Origin of the sequence: Phenylobacterium sp. (genome assembly GCF_036495085.1) — a bacterium.
In the GTDB taxonomy this organism is placed as follows: domain Bacteria; phylum Pseudomonadota; class Alphaproteobacteria; order Caulobacterales; family Caulobacteraceae; genus Phenylobacterium.
Genome location: NZ_DASXNL010000051.1, coordinates 22,688 through 41,792, shown reverse-complemented (window position 1 = coordinate 41,792; position 19,105 = coordinate 22,688). Strand labels below are relative to the sequence as shown.

General features: G+C 67.4%; 19 protein-coding genes. 12 read left to right on the top strand and 7 right to left on the bottom strand.

Going from position 1 to position 19,105, the window contains the following annotated elements:
* Positions 1–41: 41 nt before the first annotated feature.
* A complete protein-coding gene (locus VGI62_RS06880; protein ID WP_331503664.1) occupies positions 42–716 on the bottom strand; it encodes an alpha/beta family hydrolase in 675 nt (224 codons plus the stop codon).
* Between VGI62_RS06880 and ligD the strand changes: the two genes are divergently transcribed.
* The 4 genes from ligD to VGI62_RS06860 all read left to right on the top strand — a co-directional run bounded on the left by ligD (position 694) and on the right by VGI62_RS06860 (position 6,372).
* Entirely contained in the window at positions 694–3,213 is a 2,520-nt protein-coding gene (gene ligD / locus VGI62_RS06875) for a DNA ligase D (RefSeq protein WP_331503663.1), read from the top strand. The two genes, VGI62_RS06880 and ligD, sit on opposite strands and share 23 nt — an antisense overlap.
* 11 nt (positions 3,214–3,224) lie before the next feature.
* A complete protein-coding gene (locus VGI62_RS06870) occupies positions 3,225–4,106 on the top strand; it encodes a Ku protein (RefSeq protein ID WP_331503662.1) in 882 nt (293 codons plus the stop codon).
* Complete coding sequence (locus VGI62_RS06865) at positions 4,069–5,190, top strand: tetratricopeptide repeat protein (RefSeq protein ID WP_331503661.1); 1,122 nt, start codon at positions 4,069–4,071, stop codon at positions 5,188–5,190. The genes VGI62_RS06870 and VGI62_RS06865 overlap by 38 nt, the downstream gene beginning before the upstream one ends.
* Positions 5,191–5,319: 129 nt before the next feature.
* Positions 5,320–6,372, top strand: a complete 1,053-nt coding sequence (locus VGI62_RS06860) for a hypothetical protein (RefSeq protein WP_331503660.1) — start codon at positions 5,320–5,322, stop codon at positions 6,370–6,372.
* Between the two features lie 353 nt (positions 6,373–6,725).
* Here the strand turns inward: VGI62_RS06860 and VGI62_RS06855 are convergent, their stop codons facing one another.
* Complete coding sequence (locus VGI62_RS06855; RefSeq protein ID WP_331503659.1) at positions 6,726–7,286, bottom strand: HNH endonuclease; 561 nt, start codon at positions 7,284–7,286, stop codon at positions 6,726–6,728.
* Positions 7,287–8,089: 803 nt separating this feature from the next.
* On the opposite strand from VGI62_RS06855, the gene VGI62_RS06850 reads away from it, so the two are divergent.
* The 3 genes from VGI62_RS06850 to VGI62_RS06840 are packed head-to-tail and all read left to right on the top strand — an operon-like array spanning position 8,090 to position 10,505.
* Positions 8,090–8,719, top strand: coding sequence for a TetR/AcrR family transcriptional regulator (locus tag VGI62_RS06850; RefSeq protein WP_331503658.1), 630 nt, complete (start codon positions 8,090–8,092; stop codon positions 8,717–8,719).
* Positions 8,720–8,728: 9 nt separating this feature from the next.
* Positions 8,729–9,592 (top strand): tRNA glutamyl-Q(34) synthetase GluQRS, encoded by an 864-nt coding sequence (gene gluQRS / locus VGI62_RS06845; RefSeq protein WP_331503657.1) that lies wholly within the window; start codon positions 8,729–8,731, stop codon positions 9,590–9,592.
* The gene (locus VGI62_RS06840) at positions 9,585–10,505 is read left to right on the top strand and encodes a DMT family transporter (protein ID WP_331503656.1); all 921 of its coding nucleotides are present in this window, start codon (positions 9,585–9,587) and stop codon (positions 10,503–10,505) included. The genes gluQRS and VGI62_RS06840 overlap by 8 nt, the downstream gene beginning before the upstream one ends.
* On the opposite strand, the gene VGI62_RS06835 is transcribed toward VGI62_RS06840, so the two are convergent.
* The 3 genes from VGI62_RS06835 to VGI62_RS06825 all read right to left on the bottom strand — a co-directional run bounded on the left by VGI62_RS06835 (position 10,478) and on the right by VGI62_RS06825 (position 13,366).
* Complete coding sequence (locus VGI62_RS06835) at positions 10,478–11,929, bottom strand: protein adenylyltransferase SelO (RefSeq protein WP_331503655.1); 1,452 nt, start codon at positions 11,927–11,929, stop codon at positions 10,478–10,480. The two genes, VGI62_RS06840 and VGI62_RS06835, sit on opposite strands and share 28 nt — an antisense overlap.
* Positions 11,930–11,996: 67 nt before the next feature.
* Entirely contained in the window at positions 11,997–12,797 is an 801-nt protein-coding gene (locus tag VGI62_RS06830; protein ID WP_331503654.1) for an SDR family NAD(P)-dependent oxidoreductase, read from the bottom strand.
* A gap of 2 nt (positions 12,798–12,799) precedes the next feature.
* A complete protein-coding gene (locus VGI62_RS06825; protein ID WP_331503653.1) occupies positions 12,800–13,366 on the bottom strand; it encodes a carboxymuconolactone decarboxylase family protein in 567 nt (188 codons plus the stop codon).
* A gap of 64 nt (positions 13,367–13,430) precedes the next feature.
* On the opposite strand from VGI62_RS06825, the gene nhaA reads away from it, so the two are divergent.
* Entirely contained in the window at positions 13,431–14,633 is a 1,203-nt protein-coding gene (gene nhaA, locus VGI62_RS06820) for a Na+/H+ antiporter NhaA (protein ID WP_331503652.1), read from the top strand.
* Here the strand turns inward: nhaA and VGI62_RS06815 are convergent.
* The gene (locus VGI62_RS06815; protein ID WP_331503651.1) at positions 14,630–15,571 is read right to left on the bottom strand and encodes an alpha/beta hydrolase; all 942 of its coding nucleotides are present in this window, start codon (positions 15,569–15,571) and stop codon (positions 14,630–14,632) included. The genes nhaA and VGI62_RS06815 overlap by 4 nt on opposite strands.
* 162 nt (positions 15,572–15,733) lie before the next feature.
* Positions 15,734–17,173 (bottom strand): aldehyde dehydrogenase family protein, encoded by a 1,440-nt coding sequence (locus VGI62_RS06810; RefSeq protein ID WP_331503650.1) that lies wholly within the window; start codon positions 17,171–17,173, stop codon positions 15,734–15,736.
* 202 nt (positions 17,174–17,375) lie between these two features.
* On the opposite strand from VGI62_RS06810, the gene VGI62_RS06805 reads away from it, so the two are divergent.
* Genes VGI62_RS06805 through VGI62_RS06790 form a run of 4 tightly spaced genes read left to right on the top strand, consistent with a single transcriptional unit; the run spans position 17,376 to position 19,099 of the window.
* On the top strand, positions 17,376–17,519 hold the full coding sequence (locus VGI62_RS06805) for a hypothetical protein (RefSeq protein ID WP_331503649.1): 144 nt from the start codon (positions 17,376–17,378) through the stop codon (positions 17,517–17,519).
* Positions 17,520–17,540: 21 nt separating this feature from the next.
* The gene (locus tag VGI62_RS06800; RefSeq protein WP_331503648.1) at positions 17,541–18,281 is read left to right on the top strand and encodes an SDR family oxidoreductase; all 741 of its coding nucleotides are present in this window, start codon (positions 17,541–17,543) and stop codon (positions 18,279–18,281) included.
* Complete coding sequence (gene folB, locus VGI62_RS06795; protein ID WP_331503647.1) at positions 18,278–18,643, top strand: dihydroneopterin aldolase; 366 nt, start codon at positions 18,278–18,280, stop codon at positions 18,641–18,643. The genes VGI62_RS06800 and folB overlap by 4 nt, the downstream gene beginning before the upstream one ends.
* A gap of 60 nt (positions 18,644–18,703) precedes the next feature.
* The gene (locus VGI62_RS06790; RefSeq protein ID WP_331503646.1) at positions 18,704–19,099 is read left to right on the top strand and encodes a hypothetical protein; all 396 of its coding nucleotides are present in this window, start codon (positions 18,704–18,706) and stop codon (positions 19,097–19,099) included.
* The last annotated feature ends 6 nt before the right edge of the window (positions 19,100–19,105 follow it).

The following is a 19,105-nucleotide window of genomic DNA, read 5'->3' as shown; positions in this document are numbered from 1 at the left end:
AAGTCGAGGCAAGTGGAAATGTAAGCTGCGGGTTTGACCACTCAGGAGGCGATCGTCGCCATCCAGTGGGCCGCCCTGGCCAGCATGTCGGCCAGGACGTCGGCGTCCTTGCGGCCGGTCCTGGCCGGCACGTGGAATGAATGGTCGGCGTCTTCGACCAGCTCCAGCGTGGCGAGGTCCCCCAGCCCGGCGACGACACCGCGCAGCAGGCTCAGCTCGGCGAGGGCGTCGTTGGTCCCCTGCAGGAAAAGCAAGGGGATCGCCACGGCCTTCAGGTGATCGGCGCGCTCGGTCGACGGCTTGCCCGCGGGGTGCAGCGGAAACGCGAAGAAGACCAGGCCTTCGACATCGTCGAGCGGTTCGAGCGCCTGAGCCTGCGAGGTCATGCGTCCGCCAAACGAGCGGCCCCCGGCGAACAGCCTCAGCCCATGAGCGCGCCGACGCGCCTTGGCGACCGCCGCGCGCACCGCAGCGTGCGCCACCGCCGGCGGATCGACGCGCCTGCCGCCCTTTTCCATGTAAGGGAACTGGTAGCGCAGGGTCGCGACGCCGAGGCTCTCGAGACCGTCGGCGGTGGCGCCCATCGCCTTGTGGGCCATGCCGGCGCCCGCCCCGTGAGCCAGGACCAGGCAGGCCTTGGCGTCCGTGGGCGCCTGCCAGAGGCCAGAGACGGCCTCTCCGTTGGGCAGCGGGATGGTGATCAAGTCGGCGGCCATGGCCGCGACCATAGACGATTGCGGCCCAGGTCTGCATGCTCGCTCCGACATGGCCTCAGGCATCGACACCTATCGCGCCAAACGACGCTTCAGCGAGACGCCGGAGCCCGCCGGAAGCATCGGCGCTTCGGACGCGCCGATGTTCGTCATCCAGAAACACAGGGCGCGCCGGCTGCACTACGACCTGCGGCTTGAAATGGGCGGCACGCTGAAGAGCTGGGCGGTGCCGGAGGGGCCGTGCCTGGACCCCAAGGTCCGGCGCTTCGCCAAGCTCGTGGAGGACCACCCCATCGAGTATGGATCCTTCGAGGGTCGCATCCCGGCGGGTAACTATGGCGCCGGTACGGTGATCATCTGGGATCACGGCACCTATGTGACCCTGGCCGACCCGGAAGCGGCGCTGGCGGCGGGCGAGATCAAGTTCCGGCTGGTCGGCGACAAGCTCTCCGGCGGCTGGACGCTGGTGCGCCTGAAGGACGATCCCACCAACTGGCTCCTGATCAAAGAACGCGATCCCTCGGCCCGGCCGCTCGCCGACTACGACGTGCTGATCGAGGAGCCCGACAGCGTCGTGACCGGCAAGCCGGTGGACGAGCCCGCTGCGGAGCCTCGCAGGATCGTTCGCCGCAAGGCCGCGGGGAAAATTGCCGGCGCCGTCGCCGCATCCCTGCCGACCAAGTGGAAACCGCAGCTGGCGACGCCGGTGGAATTCGCTCCGAAGGGCAAGGGCTGGATCCACGAGATCAAGTACGACGGCTATCGCACCTTGGCGTTCATCGAAAACGGCAAGGCCCGGCTAATCACCCGTAACGGGCATGACTGGACCAACCGCTACAGGGCGCTCGCGAAGGCTTTGGAGAAACTGCCGTGCAAAACGGCCCTCCTCGATGGCGAGGTGGTTGTGCAGGATCCGCGCGGGATCACCTCTTTGAACCTCTTGGAGCAATCGCTCTCGGAGGGCGCTTCGCACGCCATGACCTATTTCGCCTTCGATCTCTGCCACCTGGACGGCCATGACCTCAGCGCCGTGCGCCTGATCGATCGCAAGCAGGCGCTGGAGGGACTGGTCGGGCCGCTGGTCGACGAGCGCTCGGCGATCCAGCTCAGCGATCACATCGACGGCGAGGGCGACGCCCTCTTCGCCCAGGCCTGCCGGATGGGGCTCGAAGGCATCGTCTCGAAGAAGGCGGACGCGCGCTACGTGCAGGGGCGCACCCAGACCTGGCAGAAGGTCAAGCGTGTCGATGTGGGAACCTTCGTGATCGTCGGCTTCCTTTCGAACATGCCGCGCAACGTGTCCTCGCTGCTGCTTGCCGAGGAGCGGGATGGCGAGCTTGTCTACGCCTGCCGCGTGGGGTCCGGTATCAGCGAAGAAAAGGCGCGAGAGCTCTACGCCGCACTTTCGAAGGCGGTTCGCCAAACGCCGTTCGTACCCGTCCCGAAGACACCCGGCGCCAAGTGGGTCGAGCCCCTCCTGACGGCCGAGATCGGCTACCGAAGCCGCTCGGTGAACGATGCCCCGCGCGCGCCCGTGCTATTCTCCGTCGCGCCCCGCAAAACCGGCCCGGTTGCGAAGGCGACCAAGCCCAGGCTGGTCGGTGACCGCGACCTGGCGGCGATCCACCTGACCAATCCTCAGCGCGAGATGTTCGCCGGCAGCGGGGTCACCAAGCTGGACCTTGCCCTCTACTACGCCCGGGTCGGCGACTGGCTGCTGCCGGAACTGCTGCGCCGGCCGCTGACGGTGATCCGCTGCCCGACCGGCGACATCAGGGACCTGTTCTACCAGCGCCACGCCTTCACCGGCCTGCCCGCGGGCATCGAGACGATCGAGCTGTCGGACGAGGAAGGCCGTGGTGCGTTTATCAGCGTCACCGAGCCGAAAGGCTACTTAAGCCTGCCTCAATTCGGTGCGGTTGAGTTCCACTTGTGGGGTTGCCGCATCGACGATCCGGAGCACCCCGACAGGCTGGTCATGGACCTGGACCCTGACGAGGCCCTGCCCTGGGCGCGCGTCTGCGATGGTGCGGAGATCCTTCGCGACCGACTTCAGGCGATGGGCCTGCGGCCCTTCCTGCGCACCACGGGCGGCAAGGGCGTGCATCTGGTCACGGCGCTTGGGCCGGGTCACGACTGGCCGACCGTGAAGGGCTTCGCCGAGGCGTTGTCGCGGGCCATGGCGAGCGATGCGCCCACCCTCTTCACGGCCATCTCCTCGAAGGAGCGGCGCAAGGGGCGGATATACCTCGACTATTTGCGAAACGCCCGCGGCGCGAGCGCGGTCGCCTCCTATTCCCTGCGCGCGAAACCGGGGTTCCCGGTCGCGACCCCGATCGCGTGGGAGGAACTGCGCAAGCTGTCGGGCGGCGGCGCCTTCAATCGTCTTACAGTGGTGAAGCGGCTGGAGAGTCTGGCCGTGGACCCCTGGGATGAGCTATTATCGAGTAGTTCAAAGATTACGCCCAAGATGCGGCGCGACCTGGGGATGAAGACTTAAGGGGTGACGGAATGGCCGGGCGTGCGAGTTGGAAGGGTTACCTGAAGCTGTCGCTGGTCTCTTGCCCGGTGAAGCTCTATCCGGCCACGTCTTCGACGGCGGGGAAGATTTCGTTCAACCTTCTGCACAAGGACACGCTGAACCGCGTGCAGCAGAAGTACCATGATCCCGAGCTCGGGGAGATCGACCGCACCGATCTGGTGAAGGGCTACCAGTTCGAAAAGGACAAGTACGTCGTCGTCACCGCCGAGGAGCTCGATGAGATCGAGATCGACTCCTCGAAGACCGTGGACATCGACGGCTTCGTCGACGCCGCCGACATCGACCCGATCTACTACGACTCCATGTACTATCTGGCGCCCGACGGCCCGATCGCCGAGGAGACCTTCGGGGTCATCCTGGAGGCCATGCGCAAGGTGAACAAGATCGCCGTCGCCCGCATCGTTCTCTCCGGCCGCGAACGCCTGGTGACGATCCAGCCGATCGAGGACGGCTTCCGGCTCGCCACCCTGCGCTCCGCCAAGGAAATCCGCGAGCCGGCCAGCGCCCTCGACAAGCTCAATGTCAAATATTCCGACGACATGCTCGCCATGGCCGGCCAGATCATTTCGCAAAAGCAGATGAGCTTCGCGCCGGATGCGTTCGAGGACCGCTACGAGGAGGCCTTGCTGGCCTTGGTGCGCTCGAAGATCGCCGGCGGCCAGCCGGTCATCACCAAGGCCCCGGAACGCGGCAACGTGGTCAACCTGATGGACGCCTTGAAGCGCAGCATCGAGGAAGAACGCCGTCCGCCGGCGCCCAGCCTGGGCAAGGGTGTCACCAAGAAGGGCGAGGCCAGGGTCGTGGAGGCCAAGGTTGCGCCCGCCCGAAAGAAGGGCTCCGGCGCCGCCTGACACCATGGATGTGCGTGAGCGTGCGATAGCCCTCTACGGCAGGTTCTCGCATGGCGTGCGCGATCGATTGGCTCGCGAAATCCAGGCCGCCGGCGGCCTGGTGGCGCGCGACCTTACCCGCCGCAGCGATGTATTCGTCGTTGGCGCGCTGGCGACGGTGCTGATCGACAATGGGGCTCTAGCCGCCCGCCTGGCCGCGGCGCGGGCGCGGCGCCTTCCGGTCCTGAGCGAGCGCGCCTTCGCAGCGGCGATGTCGGGGAAAGCGGCCCCGAGGGCCGCGACGTTGCCGCTGGCCACCGCCCTGGCCGACACCCGCCTCACCCCGGCCCACGCCGAGGTGCTGGCGGCCTTCGACCTCATCGCTCTGGCCGACGGCAAGGTCCGTTTCGGGGACGCTGCGGTGATCCGGACCGCAGCCGAGCTGGCCGGCCGTGGGCGTTCCTTCGCCGAGGCCGTGCGGATCCTGGCTCGGGCCCGCGACCTCTCCCCGCGAGGCCGCCACAAGATCGTTCTGACAGCCTCCGGCCAGGCGGCCCTGCAGTGGGCGGATGGGCTTACGACGCTGGAAGGCCAAGGGGTGCTCGCCTTCGACGACACCCATGCTGGGCTCGAGGATCTCTTCGAAGCCGCCGAGCTTGCGGAGGCGAACGGCGATCTTGGCGAAGCGGCCCGCCTCTACGACCTGTGCGCGCGCGCCGACCGCAAGGACCCGATCGCCCCGTACAACAACGGCAACATTCGACTTGCCGAGGGGGACTTCGACCAGGCGGCGCTCGCCTACCAGCAGGCGCTGGCGCGCGACAGCCAGTTCGTCGAGGCCCGCTACAACCTGGCTCAGGCGCTGGAGGCCTCGGGCAAGGCCGAGGCCGCGGCGGCCGAGCTTGGCCGGGTCCTGGCGATCGACGCCTCGCATCCCGACGCGGTGTTCAACCTCGCACAGCTGCGGATGAAAGCTGGTGCGATCGCTGAGGCGAAGGCGCTCTATGAAAGCTACCTGGCCCTCGACCCGCCCGAGGACTGGGCCCGAACGGCGCGCAAGGCGATCCAGTACTGCGCGGCGCAACTGTCCGCCGGGCAGACCTAGGCTGGCGGCGGCCGCACGCCAGTCGGCGAGGTCAACTTCGGGTGAGGTCCGGGACCTAGCCTGACCGCTGGCGGACGCGCTAGGAAGCCGCGGGCGGCCGCATCCGGCGGCGACCTCCGAGGCGAAGCCATGTCGAAAAGCCGGTTCACGGCAATGCTGGCGGCGATGTTCGGCCTTGTCCTGGCGGCGCCGAGCCCGGCGCCGGCCGCGCCGCTGAGCGTCGGCTTCTACCTGCCATGGGACGATGCTTCGGAGGCGTCCCTGACCGCCCACGCAGGCGCGCTGCAAGTGCTCTCGCCCATGACCGCGGCGATCACTACGCCCCAGGGCAACATCCGCTGGCAGCCCGACCCGGCGCTGGCCGCCGTGCGCGGCAAGTCCGGCAGGACGAAGCCCGAGGTCTTCCCCATCGTCTCCAACGCACACGACGACGTCTGGGACGTTGCCGCCGCCGAGGCCGCCATGACCGACCCGGCCGCCTTTCAGGCGATGGCGGACGAACTCCTCACCAAGGCCGCCGCCGAGGGCTACGGCGGCTATGTTCTCGATTTCGAGAACCTCACGCCCAAGGGCTTGGCCGCCTATGCGCCGTTCCTGGCCCGCCTGCATGCGGTGCTGAAACCGGCGGGCCGAGAGCTCTGGGTCACCGCCACGATGGGGCAGGACCCGGCCCTCATCGGCGGCCTCGCGAAGTCGACCGACGCCGTAGTCCTGATGGCCTACGACCAGTGCTGGGCGACGTCTACGCCTGGCCCCATTGCCGGCCTCGACTGGCTGGGCCAGACGCTGGACTCGCGCCTCTCCGTCCTCGACCCCGCCCATGTGATCGTGGCCTTGGGGGCCTATGGCTACAACTGGCCCCAAAGCGGCGTGGCCAAGGTCGTCTCCGCAGGCGAGGCCCAGGCGCTGGCCACGCTCAACCACGCCGTCGTCGTCCGCGGCGCCGCCGATGGAAACCCTCACTTCTCCTATAGCGGCGGTGACGGACGGTTGCACCAGGTCTGGTGGCTGGACGCCGCCACCTACCGCGCCCAGCGCGCCGCGGCGCTATTGCGCCATGTCCGCGGCGTCGCGATCTGGCGTCTGGGCTTGGAGGACCCAGCCCTCTGGGCCAGGGGCGGGCCAGCGCCAACCCCCACGCCGGGCCCGACGCCGGGCGCCTGCACAATGGTCCCGCACTGACGGCCTCTCCACCACCCATGGCGGCGGTTCCCCACCTCTGGCATTGATGTGCAACCATTCCGGCAGTTCGCGGGGCGCGCACACGCCATGGAACCTCAGCCGGCGGAGCTGAAACTCGGAGCCCTGCTTCTCAGGCTGCTCATCGGCTCGCTTTTCATCAGAAAGCTCGTCGCGAACGCCGGCGACTCGATGCCGGGACTGCAGGAGTCGGCGACTCCGTATCTTCGAGACCACCGCGGCTCAAGGTGTCTGCAGAGAGCTTCGCTGTCGCGATGCTTCATATTCTAGTTTCCGCATTTTTTTGCGGACTTCTAATTATAAATAACTCCAGGAAAATCAACGAACTAGGCGCCCTACGCCTCCAGTTCGATGTCCCAGTAGAGGTAGTCGAGCCAGCTTTCGTGCAGGTGGTGCGGCGGGAATTTGCGGCCGTGCTGCTGCAGTTCGAAGGCCGAGGGCCGGTGTGGGGGGTGCAAGGGGTGCATGCTCGCCTCTCGCGGCGTGCGCCCGCCCTTGTGCAGGTTACACCGGGCGCAGGCGGTGACGATGTTTTCCCAGGTCGTGCGCCCACCTCGCGAGCGCGGGATCACATGGTCGAAGGTCAGGTCCTCGGACGCGCGGCAATACTGGCAGGTGAAGGCGTCGCGCAGGAAAAGGTTGAAGCGGGTGAAGGCCGGTGGGCGATCCTGGGTCACATACTGCTTGAGTGACACCACGCTTGGCACCTGCATCTCGAAGGACGGCGAGTGCACCACCTGGTCGTAGGTCGACACCACGTCGACGCGGTCGAGGAAGACCGCCTTGATGACGTCCTGCCAGGGCCAGAGAGAGAGGGGATAGTAGCTTAAGGGCCGGAAGTCGGCGTTCAGCACGAGGGCGGGCCAACCGGACGGCGGGCGGCTAAGCACCTGCATGGCCGGCCTCCCCAGGTTCGGAGACTGGGCGGCGGCGCGGTGCGCCTATGTCGAACGCTGGTGAACTGAAGACAGGACCCCTGTTCGCGAACGCGTGAGATGCGGCGACGGGCCTGCTCAGGAAGCTCAGGCTATCCCGCTAAGGGACGCACTATAGGAAAGATTCGGAGACATCTCCATGACATAGAGGCCGGGCCTCGCCGCACTGCCGAACGAGAGTGGGCGAGGCTTATCGGCATCGCATCTTTTCTTACGCGCCCACGACCGCGGTTGCGCCGGCGAGCGTCAGGCCCAGGGCCACGACTGCGTAGGAGACGAGGACGTCGAGAATGCGGTTCATATGGATCGACATGACTTGGTTCCTTTTTGAGTGGGGAGGCCGTTTCCGGTCGCCCTGTCCGATGTGGACGATGCTTAGATAGCACCAATCTGAACGATGCCTAGATGCTGTTTTGTGTGGTATGGCTATGCATTTTCGTATGCCCATCGGAGGGCTGCGCGAGGGCCGCAACGAAAAAGGGCCCCGTTGGGGGGCCCTTCTCCGGTGTCGGAGCCTTGGGGGAGGATCAGGCGCCGACGACGGCGAAGGCTGCTGCGATCGAGGAACCCATTGCCAAAATCAGCGCCGGAGCGATCCTGTCGAAGAACCTTTCGAAGCTTGCGAGAGACATGACACACACCTTTGAGTTTGAACCCCGGGGGAGCGGGATGCGTTTCTTATTTGAACAACGCTAAGATAACGTTCATCTGAACGGCGTCAAGATATCTTTACGGCGTCCAGATTGAGATTTAGGGTGGGAGCGATGAGAGAATCTCAAACCGCCGAGGCTCGGCCGTATCACCATGGCGATCTGCGCCGCGCGCTCATAGACGCCGCCAGTCGGCTCCTCGAAGCCGAGGGGCCGAGCGCCCTTTCGCTGCGCGCCGTGGCCCGCGAGGCCGGCGTAAGCCCGGCGGCGCCCTACCACCACTTCAAGGATAAGGGCGAGCTTCTGGACGCGGTCGCCCACGAGGGCTGGGACCTGCTGGACGCAGCGTTGGCCAAGGCGAAAAAAGAAGCCCCCTCGCCAGAGGCGGCGATGAACAATCTGGGCGTGGCCTACGTGTGCTTCGCCCGCGAGAACCCGGCGCTTTATCGGGTCATGTACGACACCGCCCGCGACCGCGAGGACCTGCCCGACCAGATGCAAGGCGACAAGGACAGCGCCTATTGCAAGGTTCGCGACACCCTGATCGAGGCCGGCGCCGACGCTGACGACACCTTGGACCTCGAGCTCGCCACCACCGCCGCCTGGTGCTCGGCCCACGGCCTGGCCGAGATGGCGGGCTTCAAACAGTTCGATCACCTGAAAGAAGCCTGCGGCGGCGAGATCGCATTCTTCCGGTCGATCTTCCGGCACATGGGTCTGGTTCCACACCACCACGCGGACTAGATCCGCCGAGTGATCGGCAGGCCCTCCCCCTTCCTCACCCGGTTTGCGCCTTCGCCCACCGGTTACCTGCACCGAGGCCATGGCTTTTCAGCGCTGACTGCATTCGAGGCCGCCCGGGCCTCAGGCGGCGACTTGATCCTGCGCATCGAGGATATCGACCGCACCCGCTGCCGCGCCGAATACGAGGCGGCGGCTTACGAGGACCTGGCCTGGCTTGGACTTGAGTGGGTGCGCCCGGTCCGCCGCCAGTCCGAGCACATGGCCGACTATGGCGCGGCGCTCCGAGAACTCTCCGAGCGGGGCCTGACGTACCGCTGCTTCCGCACGCGCCGCGAAGTCGCCAGCGCCATCGAGAGCGCGCCGCACGGGGCCATGGAGACCTTCCGCGGCGAGGCCCTGTCGCCTGAAGAGGAAGCCCGGCGGCTGAAGGCCGGCGATGCGTACGCCTGGCGGCTGTCGCTCGCGGCGGCCGAGCGCGCGTTAGGCGGGTTCGATGGCCTGAGCTTCGTGGAAGAGGGCGCGGGACCTGGCGGGGAGCACGGCCTGATCGCAGTGCGGCCTCAAGTGGGCGGCGACGTGGTTCTGGCGCGCAAGGATGTCGGCGTAGCTTATCATCTGGCGGTCACGGTCGACGACGCCCTGCAGGGCGTCACCCACGTGATCCGTGGCCATGACCTCTTCGAAGCAACCCACGTGCAGCGGCTCCTGCAGGCCCTGCTCGCCTTGCCTGCCCCGACCTATCGCCATCACCGGTTGCTGACCGGGCCCGACGGAAAGCGCTTCGCCAAGCGCGACAATTCGCAGACGCTGCGCGAGTTGCGCGCCTCGGGTATCACAGCCGCCGAACTGCGACGGGAGATGGGTCTTGACTGAGGCCGCCGTGGCCACGCCTGCGACCGACGCGCCGCGCTGGCAGGCGCTGGCGGTGCTGGTGTTCGGGGCCTGCGTCATAGGTCTGTCGCCGATCCTGGTGCGGTTGACGCAAACCGGCCCGGCGGCCGCGGGCTTCTGGCGGCTGGCCTTCGCCATGCCGCTCTTGGGGATCATGACGCGGCGCACCACCGGAACGCTCGGTCGCCCCTCGAAGATCGGCCTTGTCGCCGGGGTGATGTTCGCGCTGGACCTGGGCTTCTGGCACTACGGGATAAAGTTCACCTCGGTGACCAACGCCACCGTGCTTTCCAACCTGACGCCCGTGGTGGTGACGGCGTTCGCCTGGATCTTCCTGAGACAACGGCCGCGGGCGCTGTTCCTGCTGGCGGTGGCGGTCGCCGTGGGTGGGGCCTGGATGATGGCGGCCGGGAAGTCTTCCGGGGGCGAACTCCTCAATCCGCCGCTCGGAAACGCGCTCTCCGCGCTCACCGCGCTTTGGTACGCGCTGTACTTCCTGGCCATTAGCGAGGGACGCAAGACAGAGGGCGCGAGCCGGCTGATGTTCTGGTCGAGCATCGTCGGCATGCCCCTGATGCTGATCGCGGCTCTGCTGCTGGGAGAGCAGATCACGCCGTTGGCGCTCGGCGGCTGGCTCGCCTGCCTGGGCCTGGGCCTGATGCACGTGGCGGGGCAGGGTTCGATCGCCTGGGCGATGGGCCGGCTGCCGACCGCGACGGCGTCCGTCGTGGTGCTGGTCCAACCGGTGGTGGCCGGCTGGCTGGGCTGGGTCCTGTTCGGCGAAGCGTTGGGGCCGCTGCAGGCGGCCGGCGCGGCGACGGCGCTCGCCGGCGTCGTCCTGGCGCAATGGGCCTCGCGGCCGAGGCCTCAGCCCGCGGGCGCGGCGCCCGCGTAGGCCTCCTGCGTCTCGAACCCCCAGGCGCGGCGAGCGACCTCAATGGAGACGAGTTTGGCCTCGAAGGCCGACCAGTCGTCCGCCTCGGCGATCCGCGCCCAAAGCGCCTCGATTTCTCCCACGAGCAACTCTTCCGGCTCCGGCCGGGCGAAATAGGGGTCAGCCAGGCGCGCCGGCCGCTCCGGTTCGAAGGCCGCAAGCCGTTGCCGGAACTCGACGAAGCCAGGCTGGGCGTAAAGGTCGCTGCGCGGACCAGCCAGGGCGCGCTCTGCTCCCCCGCAGAACCAGTCGAAAAAGAAGGGCTCCCAGCGCAGCCGCTCACCGCCCTCCGCAATGGCCCGGAACATGGCCTGGACGAGCGGCGCATCCGCTTCGGCGCTCAGCCGCCGCACGCCAAGCCTCGCCAGCATGGCGGCGGTAAGTTCCTCCCGATAGGCGGTCCCGAAGGCGTTCAAGGCCTCGACGAGAGGCTCGACGGCCGTGGCCAGGCTGAGCGCGCCGGCCAGCTGCTGCAGATTCCAGAACACCGCCTCAGGCTGGCGGCCGAAGCTATAGAGGCCCGCGTGATCGAAATAGGCGGCCGTGAAGTTCGGGTCGTTGTAGGGCAGGAAGCGGTAGGGCCCATAATCGAAGCTCTCGCCGGTGATGTTCATGTTGTCGGTGTTGAGCACCCCGTGCACGAAGCCGGCCGCCATCCAACGGGCAGCGAGACGCGCTGAGCGGCCGACCACCGCGTGCAGCAAGGCTGCGGGCCGGTCGTTCGCCCCCGCAAGCTCCGGATAATAGTTGGCGATGACATGGTCGACGAGCGCGCCGATACGATCGGGCTGCTCGAAAAAGGCATGGCGCTGGAAGCTGCCGAACCGAATGTGGCTCCAGCTCAGCCGGACCAGCACCGAAGAGCGTGTGGGGCTGGGCTCATCGCCCCGCTCGAGGTCTTCGCCGGTCTCGATCAGCGAAAATGACCGCGAGGTCGGCACGCCCAGCGCTTCAAGCATGGCGGTCGCCAGCACCTCACGGATACCGCCCTTGAGGGTCAAGCGCCCGTCTGCCGTCCGCGACCAGGGCGTGCGACCCGAGCCCTTCGTGCCCAGGTCGAGCAAGCGGCTCGTCCCGGCCTCGCGCATCTGGGCGAAGGTGAAGCCCCGGCCGTCGCCAAGGTCGGGGTTGTAAACCCTGAATTGGTGGCCGTGATAGCGTTGGGCGAGCGGCGGATCGAGGTTGCGCGCCAAAGGCTCAAAGCGGCCGAAATGCGCGATCCATTCCTCGTCGGTGAGCGTGTCGAGGCCGACGGTGGCGGCTGCCCGCTCGTTGCGAAAGCGAAGGATGGTCTTCGGAAACGCCTCGGCCTGAACCGGATCCCAGAACTCCGACCCCAGTTCCTGGAAGTGCGGATCGGGGCGATAGGCGGGTGAGACCGGCATGGATGCGAGATGGACGCTTTGGTCCCTCTGGGCAAGCCACCCGCGGCCCAGGCCATGAAGCTTAAGCCTATCCGATCCGGATGCCCATCCCGCCGTCGACCGGCAGGATGGCGCCGGAGATGAACTTGGCTTCGTCCGAGGCCAGGAACAGGGCGGCGTAGGCGGTGTCCCAGCCGCCGCCCATCTTGCCCCCCAGCGGCACGCGCGCGTCGCGCTCGGCCCGGACCTCGGAGGTCGGCCGACCGGTGGCCGAAGCGATGCCGCTGACCGCCATGGGGGTATCCATGTAGCCCATCATGATGGCGTTGCAGCGCACGCCGTAGCGGGCGTTGGACTGCGCGACACTGGTGGTCAGGCGGTTCACGCCAGCCTTGGAGACCTCGTAGGCGAGCTGAATGCCCCCGGCCCGGGCCGCCAGCGAGGAGATATTGACGATCGCCCCGCCACCCTGTTCGCGCATCACGGGCAGCGCCGCCTTGATGGTCAGCCACATGCCCTTGAGATTGACCGACAGGATGCGATCGAACGCGGCCTCCTCCAGCCGGTGAGCGGGTGCGTCGCCACCGCCGATGCCGACGTTGTTGATCAGGATGTCGAGCCGACCCAGCCGCGCCGTCGACTCCTCGATGATCCTTGCACAATCGATCGCCTTGACGATGTCGGCGGCGAGCGAGGTCGCTTCCCCGCCCTCCTCCTTGATCATCGCCGCCGTCTCCTCGGCGCGCTCGCCCACCCGATCGACGCAGACCACGCGTGCGCCCTCGCGGGCGAACAGCATGGCCATGGCGCGACCATTGCCGATGGTCTCGCCCGGTGTCTGACCGGCGCCGACCACCACCGCAGCCTTGCCCTCGAGCCTGCCCGCCACAATCAGAACCCCTTGAGGTCGGGGTCGAGCGTCTGGCCGGCGTCGAGCTGCACCCCGAAGGTGTTCAGCATCATCGAGACCTGGGTGTACTGACCGGCGGTGAACACGACGTCCATGCGCTGCTTGTCGCTGAAGTGCTTGCCAAGATCGACCCAGGCGCCGTCAGAGATGAACTGGTCGGCGTGCAACTCGTCGGCGGCGCGGATCAGCGCTGCGTCCGCCGCGCTCCATCCTGCCGCGTCGGCTCCGGTCTTCAGCCGCGCGATCTCGTCCTCGCTCAGGCCCTCACGCAGGCCGATCCGCACGTGCTGGGTCCACTCGTAGCCGGATTTACAGAGGAAGCCTGTGCGCAGGATGACAATCTCGCGCTCTCGCGCGGGCAGGTCATTGCGGCGCGACAGCACGTAGCCTCCCCACTGGTTGAAGCGCGACAGCGCTTTCGGCGCGTGGGCGAGCGTGCGGAAGATGTTGAGCACCGGCCCCGGCCGCATCGGCTCCAGCGCCTCGGCCTGTTCTGGGGTCAGTTCCGCATCGCTCAGCGGGGCGAACCGAGGCTTGGTCAGTCGCATCTCATTCCTCCGTAGCCGCCTGTCGGCGCTCGCATCCGGTTACCTTAGCGGCGCAGGCGGGGTCATGCTAACCGATGCCATGGCCAAGCGGATCACCCTTGATTTCCTGAAGACCGAGAGCGCCTCGGGCGTGGTCCTGGCCGCCGCCGCGATCGCCGCCATCGCCCTCGCCAATTCGCCTTGGGCGCACGTCTATTTCGGCTTCATCGAGCAGCCGTTCACGATCCAGTTCGGCGCCTTCAGCGAGACCCTGCCGGAAGCCGACTGGGTCAAGGATGGGCTGATGGCGATCTTCTTCTTCGTCGTCGGCCTGGAAATAAAATACGAAATCCTGCGCGGCGAACTGGCCAATCCGCGAAGGCTGGCCTTGCCGGTGGTCGCAGCCCTGGGCGGCATGATCGGCCCGGCGCTGATCTACCTGGCGATCAATTGGGGCGCGGGCGGATCACCGCAGGGCTGGCCTGTGCCGGTCGCAACCGACATCGCCTTCGCGATCGCCGCCTTGGCTGTCGCCGGGCCGAAGCTGGCGCCGAATCTGCGGGTCTTCCTGCTGACGCTCGCCATTGTCGACGACCTGGGCGCTGTCGGCCTGATCGGCCTCTTATTCACCACCCACTTGCGGGTGATGGAGCTCCTGGGAGCCCTTGTGGCGCTGGCGCTGATGGCCCTGCTCGGTCGCTGGCGGCGCGCCCCCTATCTCCTCTACGCGGTCGGCTTCGTCGTGGTCTGGGGGTTCATCCTGAAGTCGGGGATCTCGACGTCGCTGGCCGGCGTCGCGGCGGCGGCGACCATCCCGCTGGAGGCGCGCAAGCCTGGGCGGCCCGGGGTGCTGGAAGACTTCATGGAGGGCCTGCACCCTTACGTGGCCTTCCTGATCCTTCCGTTATTCGCCTTCTCGGCGGCAGGTTTCACCTTCCGCGGGTTGGGCCTGTCGGACCTGTTCGGACCGATCGCGCTGGGCATCACCGCCGGATTGTTCGTCGGTAAGCAGCTGGGCGTGTTCCTAGCGGGACTCCTGGTGATCGGGCTGAAGTTCGCCCGGCGACCGACGGGCGCCACGTGGGTAGAACTCTACGGGCTGTCGCTCATCTGCGGCATCGGCTTCACGATGAGCCTTTTCATCGGCCAACTCGCCTTTCCCTTGAGCGACGCCGCGGCCCAGGCCCAGGTGAGGATCGGGGTCGTGGCCGGCTCGCTGCTCTCGGTGGTGGCCGGAATGTCGCTGCTCGCCTGGGCGCAGGCGAAGCGTGGGCAGGAGGAACCCTAGGCGAGCGCCGCCTTCAGCGCCGCAGCGGCCTCCTCCCCTGCCGCGGCTACGGCCGGCGAGACGTCGGCCATGATGTAGAAGTCATGCACCAGGCTCGGATATTCGACGTGCTTCGTCGGGACGCCGGCCGCACTCAGCCGTTCGGCGTATTCGCGGCCCTCGTCCTTCAGGGGATCGAAGCCGGCGGTGACGACGAAGGCGGGCGGGGCGTTCTCCACGTCGCGCTTGGCCAGCAAAGCCCGATGGGCGTGCGGGTGCCCGGTGGCGGCCAGCATCTTGTCGAACCACTCGAGCGCGGCGCGGGTCAGGACCGGGCCGTCGAGATCCTTGCGCGACTGAGTCTCCTCATCCGGCCAGATCCCGGGATAGAGCAACAGCTGGAAGGCGAGCTTGCGCTGCGGATCATCTCGCAGGTCGAGGGCGACCGAGGCCGCCAGGTTGCCGCCGGCGCTGTCGCCACCGACGGCGATACGCCGCGGGTCGGCGCCCAGGTCAGCAGCATGGTCGAAGGCCCACTTGGTCGCGGCCAGCGCGTCGTCATGCCCGGCAGGGAACGGGTGTTCGGGCGCGAGCCGGTAGTCCACCGCCAGGACCCGGCAGCCGGAGCCGGCGGCCAGCCGGCGGCAATGGCCGTCGTGGGTTTCCAGGTCGCCGATCACGAAGCCGCCGCCGTGAAAATAGACCAGGAGCCCCGACGGGTCGCCGACGCCTGCCGGCCGATAGAGTCGTGCCGGAACCTCGCCGGCACCGCCGGCCACCTTGAGGTCGCGCGCCTCGACGTCCTTCGGCGCGTTCTGGTCCTGCGCCTGGCGCTGCATTCGATAGCCGGCGCGCACCATGTCCGGCGGGATGGCGTCGAGCGGCGGCGCCGGCTGGACCCTCGCCGCCGCCTCCTGCTGTTCGATCATGGCGGCGAAATCAGCGTCGATGCCGGACATTGGATAAATACTCCCTGTCCCTCCTCTTAACGGGAGGGTGGACGAGGCGAAGCCTCGGGCGGCCTGTCGACCAGCTCTTGAAGTCCGAGCGCGGAGAAGGCTCCTCACCTCGGCCGCTGCGCGGCCCATCCCTCCCCGAGTGGGGAGGGATGGTCGCATCTGCTATTCCGCGGCTTCCTTCGGCGCGTAGCCGAGGACAGCCTTGGTTTCGAGGAACTCGTGGAAGGCATAGTCGCCCCACTCACGCCCGTTGCCGCTCATCTTGTAGCCGCCGAACGGGGCGGTCATGTCGCCGCCGCCGCCATTGATCGAGACCTGGCCGGCGCGCAGCCGCGAGGCCACCTTGCGGGCCTTTTCGATGTCGGCCGCCTGGACGTAGGCGGCCAGGCCGTATTCGGTGTCGTTTCCGATATCGATGGCCTGATCGAGCGTCTCGTAGCCGAGGATCGACAGCACCGGGCCGAAGATCTCTTCGCGAGCGATGGTCATGTCGTTGGTGACGTTGGCGAAGACCGTGGGCTTCACAAAGTAGCCCTTGTCGAGGCCATCGGGACGGCCCGTGCCGCCGATCACCAGGGTCGCACCCTCGTCGATACCCTTCTGGATCAGCTTCTGGATCTTCTCGAACTGCACCTTGGAGACCACGGGGCCCAGTTGGCTGTTGCCGTTCGGGTCGCCGACGGTGACGCCGGCGGCGGTTTCCTTGGCCACCGCGATCGCTTCGTCCATCCGCTTGGTGGGGACGAGCATGCGGGTCGGGGCGTTACAGGACTGGCCGGAGTTGACCATCATGCTGGCGACGCCGCGGCCGACGCCCTTCGCAAAGGCATCGTCGTCGAGGACGATATTCGGGCTTTTGCCGCCGAGTTCCTGCGCCACGCGCTTCACCGTCGGGGCGGCGTTCTTGGCCACCTCGATACCGGCGCGGGTCGAGCCGGTGAACGAGACCATGTCCACGTCCGGGTGGCTGGAGAGCGGCACGCCCACGCCCAGGCCGTCGCCATGGACCATGTTGAACACGCCTGCCGGCACGCCGGCGGCGTGCATGATCTCAGCGAAGATCTGGCCGGAGAACGGGGCGACTTCCGACGGCTTCAGCACCATGGTGCAGCCCGTCGCGATAGCCGGCGCCACTTTGCAGACGATCTGGTTGAGCGGCCAGTTCCAAGGCGTGATGAAGCTGCAGACCCCGATCGGCTCCTTGACGATCATCGTGGCGCCGCGGTCTTCCTCGAACTTGAAGTTCTTCAGCACCTCGACGGCGGTGGCCAGGTGGCCCATGCCGACCGGCACCTGAGCGCGCTGGGCGAGCGAGGCTGGGGCGCCCATTTCCTCGGTGACGGCGGTCGCCAGGTCGCCGAAGCGCTTCTGGTACTCCGCCAGGATACGACCCAGCACTTCGATCCGCTCTTCACGGCTGGTCTGCGACCAGGTGGCGAACGCCTTGCGGGCGGCCTTCACGGCCTTGTCGACGTCGGCCGCATTGCCAAGCGCGATCTTGCCGACGACCTCTTCGGTGGCCGGATTCTCGACGTCGAGCGTCTTCAGGTCGGTGGGCTCGACCCACTTTCCGTCGATGTAGAACTTGAGGTATTCGCGCATGGCGTTCTCCCGGATCGTCGTTTTAGGGGGCGGCCGGGCTACCCGCCCGTCCAGCTTCGGGGCGCTATCTTAGTGATCGGCGTTAAGGGGGGAAGACAGATTCCCTAATCTCGACCGATGACCCAGCGTCAGCCCGTCGAGGTCCGAAACCCTCACCCCGTAGTTCGGCAAATCATGAGAGCGACGGCAAGGGCCTCGACAAGTGCGCTTGCGGCTGAGCCGGGGCGTCGATAAAGCCGGACAACAGACCTCCCCGGAGCCGCGCATGACCGCCATCTACATCATCGCCATCTTCATTGCCGTGATCGCGGTCCTCAACCGCGTCGAGTTCGGCCGGTTCGACTGAACTTGAATCGGGCTCGCTCGGATGGGTGAGCGGGGGGCGGCCCTGATCACCGGCGGCGCACGGCGGATCGGCCGGGCGCTGGTCTGCGCCGCCGCCGATGCCGGCTACGACGTGGCGATCCATGTCCGGGCCGTCGATGACGAAGCCGAGGCTGCAGCGGCCGAGGTTCGCGCGAAGGGCCGCAAGGCCGCAATACTGCCCTGCGATCTTCGCCGGGAGGCGACCACGGTGGCCCTGGTCGGCGAGGCGGAGAGCGAGCTCGGACCGGTCACCCTGCTGGTCAATTCAGCGAGCGTCTTCGAGGAGGACGCCTTCGCTGACATGAACCGCGCCTCGTGGGACGCGCACATGGAGACCAACCTGCGCAGTCCGCTGGTGCTGGCCCAGGTGTTCGCCAGGCGCCTTCCTCCCGATCGCGAGGGCCTGATCGTCAACCTGCTGGACCAGCGGGTGTTGAAGACCTCGCCTGAATTCTTCTCCTATTCGCTCAGCAAGGCCGCGCTCTGGGAGGCCACCAGGATGCTGGCTCAGGCGCTCGCGCCGCGTATCCGGGTCAACGGCATCGGGCCCGGCCCGACGCTCCCGTCCGTCCATCAGGACCAGGCGGCCTTCGACGCCGAGGCGCGCGCCACGTTGATGGGCCGCGCGGTCACCCCCGCCGAGATCGCCCAGGCCCTGCGCTACCTGGTCGACGCCACCGCCGTGACCGGCCAGATGATCGTCGTGGACGCGGGCCAGCACCTGGCGTGGAGATCGCGATGAACCCGCGCACGGCGATGACCAAGGTCTTCGTGACCGGCCTGAAGGTGCAGGCCGAGATCGGTGTCTATCGCCACGAGATCGGCCGCGTGCAGCCGCTTGTGGTCGACGTGGAACTCGACGTGCCGAGCGCCGGTTCGGAGCGGCTGTCGGAAACCCTGAACTACGAGACCATACTGGACGCCGCACGCGGCATCGCCGCCCAGGGCCACATCGAGCTCGTGGAGACCTTCGCCGAGCGACTGGCGAGAGCCTGCCTGGCCGATGCGCGGGTGACGCGGGCTCGCGTGCGCGTTGAGAAGCCCCTGGCGCTCGCGCCGGACGCCGTCGCCGCGGGCGTGGAGATCACCCTGGTCCGCGACTGAGCAGGCTTGCTCTGGCGTTCCGACGGGAATGGCGCATCATCAGCGGGGGGAGGATCGAGGATGACCGACCACCTGGACTACGGCGCAACGGAGGATCGGACCCTCCCGGCCGTCACGTATGCGCTCTACCTGCTGGCCTTCGCCACCGGGTTCACCGCCATCATCGGGGTTATCGTCGCTTACGCGAACCAGGGCGCGGCGGGCCCGCAAATGCGTAGCCACTATACCTTCCTGATCCGCACCTTCTGGATTGGCCTGGTGTGGTGCCTGATCGCCGGGATGACCCTGGGCGTCGGCATCCCCTTGAGCTTCATCCTGATCGGCATACCGCTCCTAATCCTGGCCAAGGTCATGTTTGGCTTGGGCGCCGTCTGGTACGGCCTGCGCTGCATCGTCGGCGTGATCTATCTGGCGCAGGAAGAGCCCTATCCGCGGCCTCACTCCCTGATCATCTGAGGCCTG

Bases quoted from the DNA above. Each gene is read 5' to 3' on its own strand.
- VGI62_RS06860 (WP_331503660.1), top strand. From the start codon at position 5,320: ATGTCGAAAAGCCGGTTCACGGCAATGCTGGCGGCGATGTTCGGCCTT.
- VGI62_RS06790 (WP_331503646.1), top strand. From the start codon at position 18,704: ATGACCGACCACCTGGACTACGGCGCAACGGAGGATCGGACCCTCCCG.
- VGI62_RS06835 (WP_331503655.1), bottom strand. From the start codon at position 11,929: ATGCCGGTCTCACCCGCCTATCGCCCCGATCCGCACTTCCAGGAACTG.
- VGI62_RS06870 (WP_331503662.1), top strand. From the start codon at position 3,225: ATGGCCGGGCGTGCGAGTTGGAAGGGTTACCTGAAGCTGTCGCTGGTC.
- VGI62_RS06815 (WP_331503651.1), bottom strand. From the start codon at position 15,571: ATGTCCGGCATCGACGCTGATTTCGCCGCCATGATCGAACAGCAGGAG.
- VGI62_RS06880 (WP_331503664.1), bottom strand. From the start codon at position 716: ATGGCCGCCGACTTGATCACCATCCCGCTGCCCAACGGAGAGGCCGTC.
- VGI62_RS06825 (WP_331503653.1), bottom strand. From the start codon at position 13,366: ATGCGACTGACCAAGCCTCGGTTCGCCCCGCTGAGCGATGCGGAACTG.
- VGI62_RS06810 (WP_331503650.1), bottom strand. From the start codon at position 17,173: ATGCGCGAATACCTCAAGTTCTACATCGACGGAAAGTGGGTCGAGCCC.
- VGI62_RS06855 (WP_331503659.1), bottom strand. From the start codon at position 7,286: ATGCAGGTGCTTAGCCGCCCGCCGTCCGGTTGGCCCGCCCTCGTGCTG.
- VGI62_RS06850 (WP_331503658.1), top strand. From the start codon at position 8,090: ATGAGAGAATCTCAAACCGCCGAGGCTCGGCCGTATCACCATGGCGAT.
- nhaA (WP_331503652.1), top strand. From the start codon at position 13,431: ATGCTAACCGATGCCATGGCCAAGCGGATCACCCTTGATTTCCTGAAG.
- ligD (WP_331503663.1), top strand. From the start codon at position 694: ATGGTGATCAAGTCGGCGGCCATGGCCGCGACCATAGACGATTGCGGC.
- folB (WP_331503647.1), top strand. From the start codon at position 18,278: ATGAACCCGCGCACGGCGATGACCAAGGTCTTCGTGACCGGCCTGAAG.
- VGI62_RS06800 (WP_331503648.1), top strand. From the start codon at position 17,541: ATGGGTGAGCGGGGGGCGGCCCTGATCACCGGCGGCGCACGGCGGATC.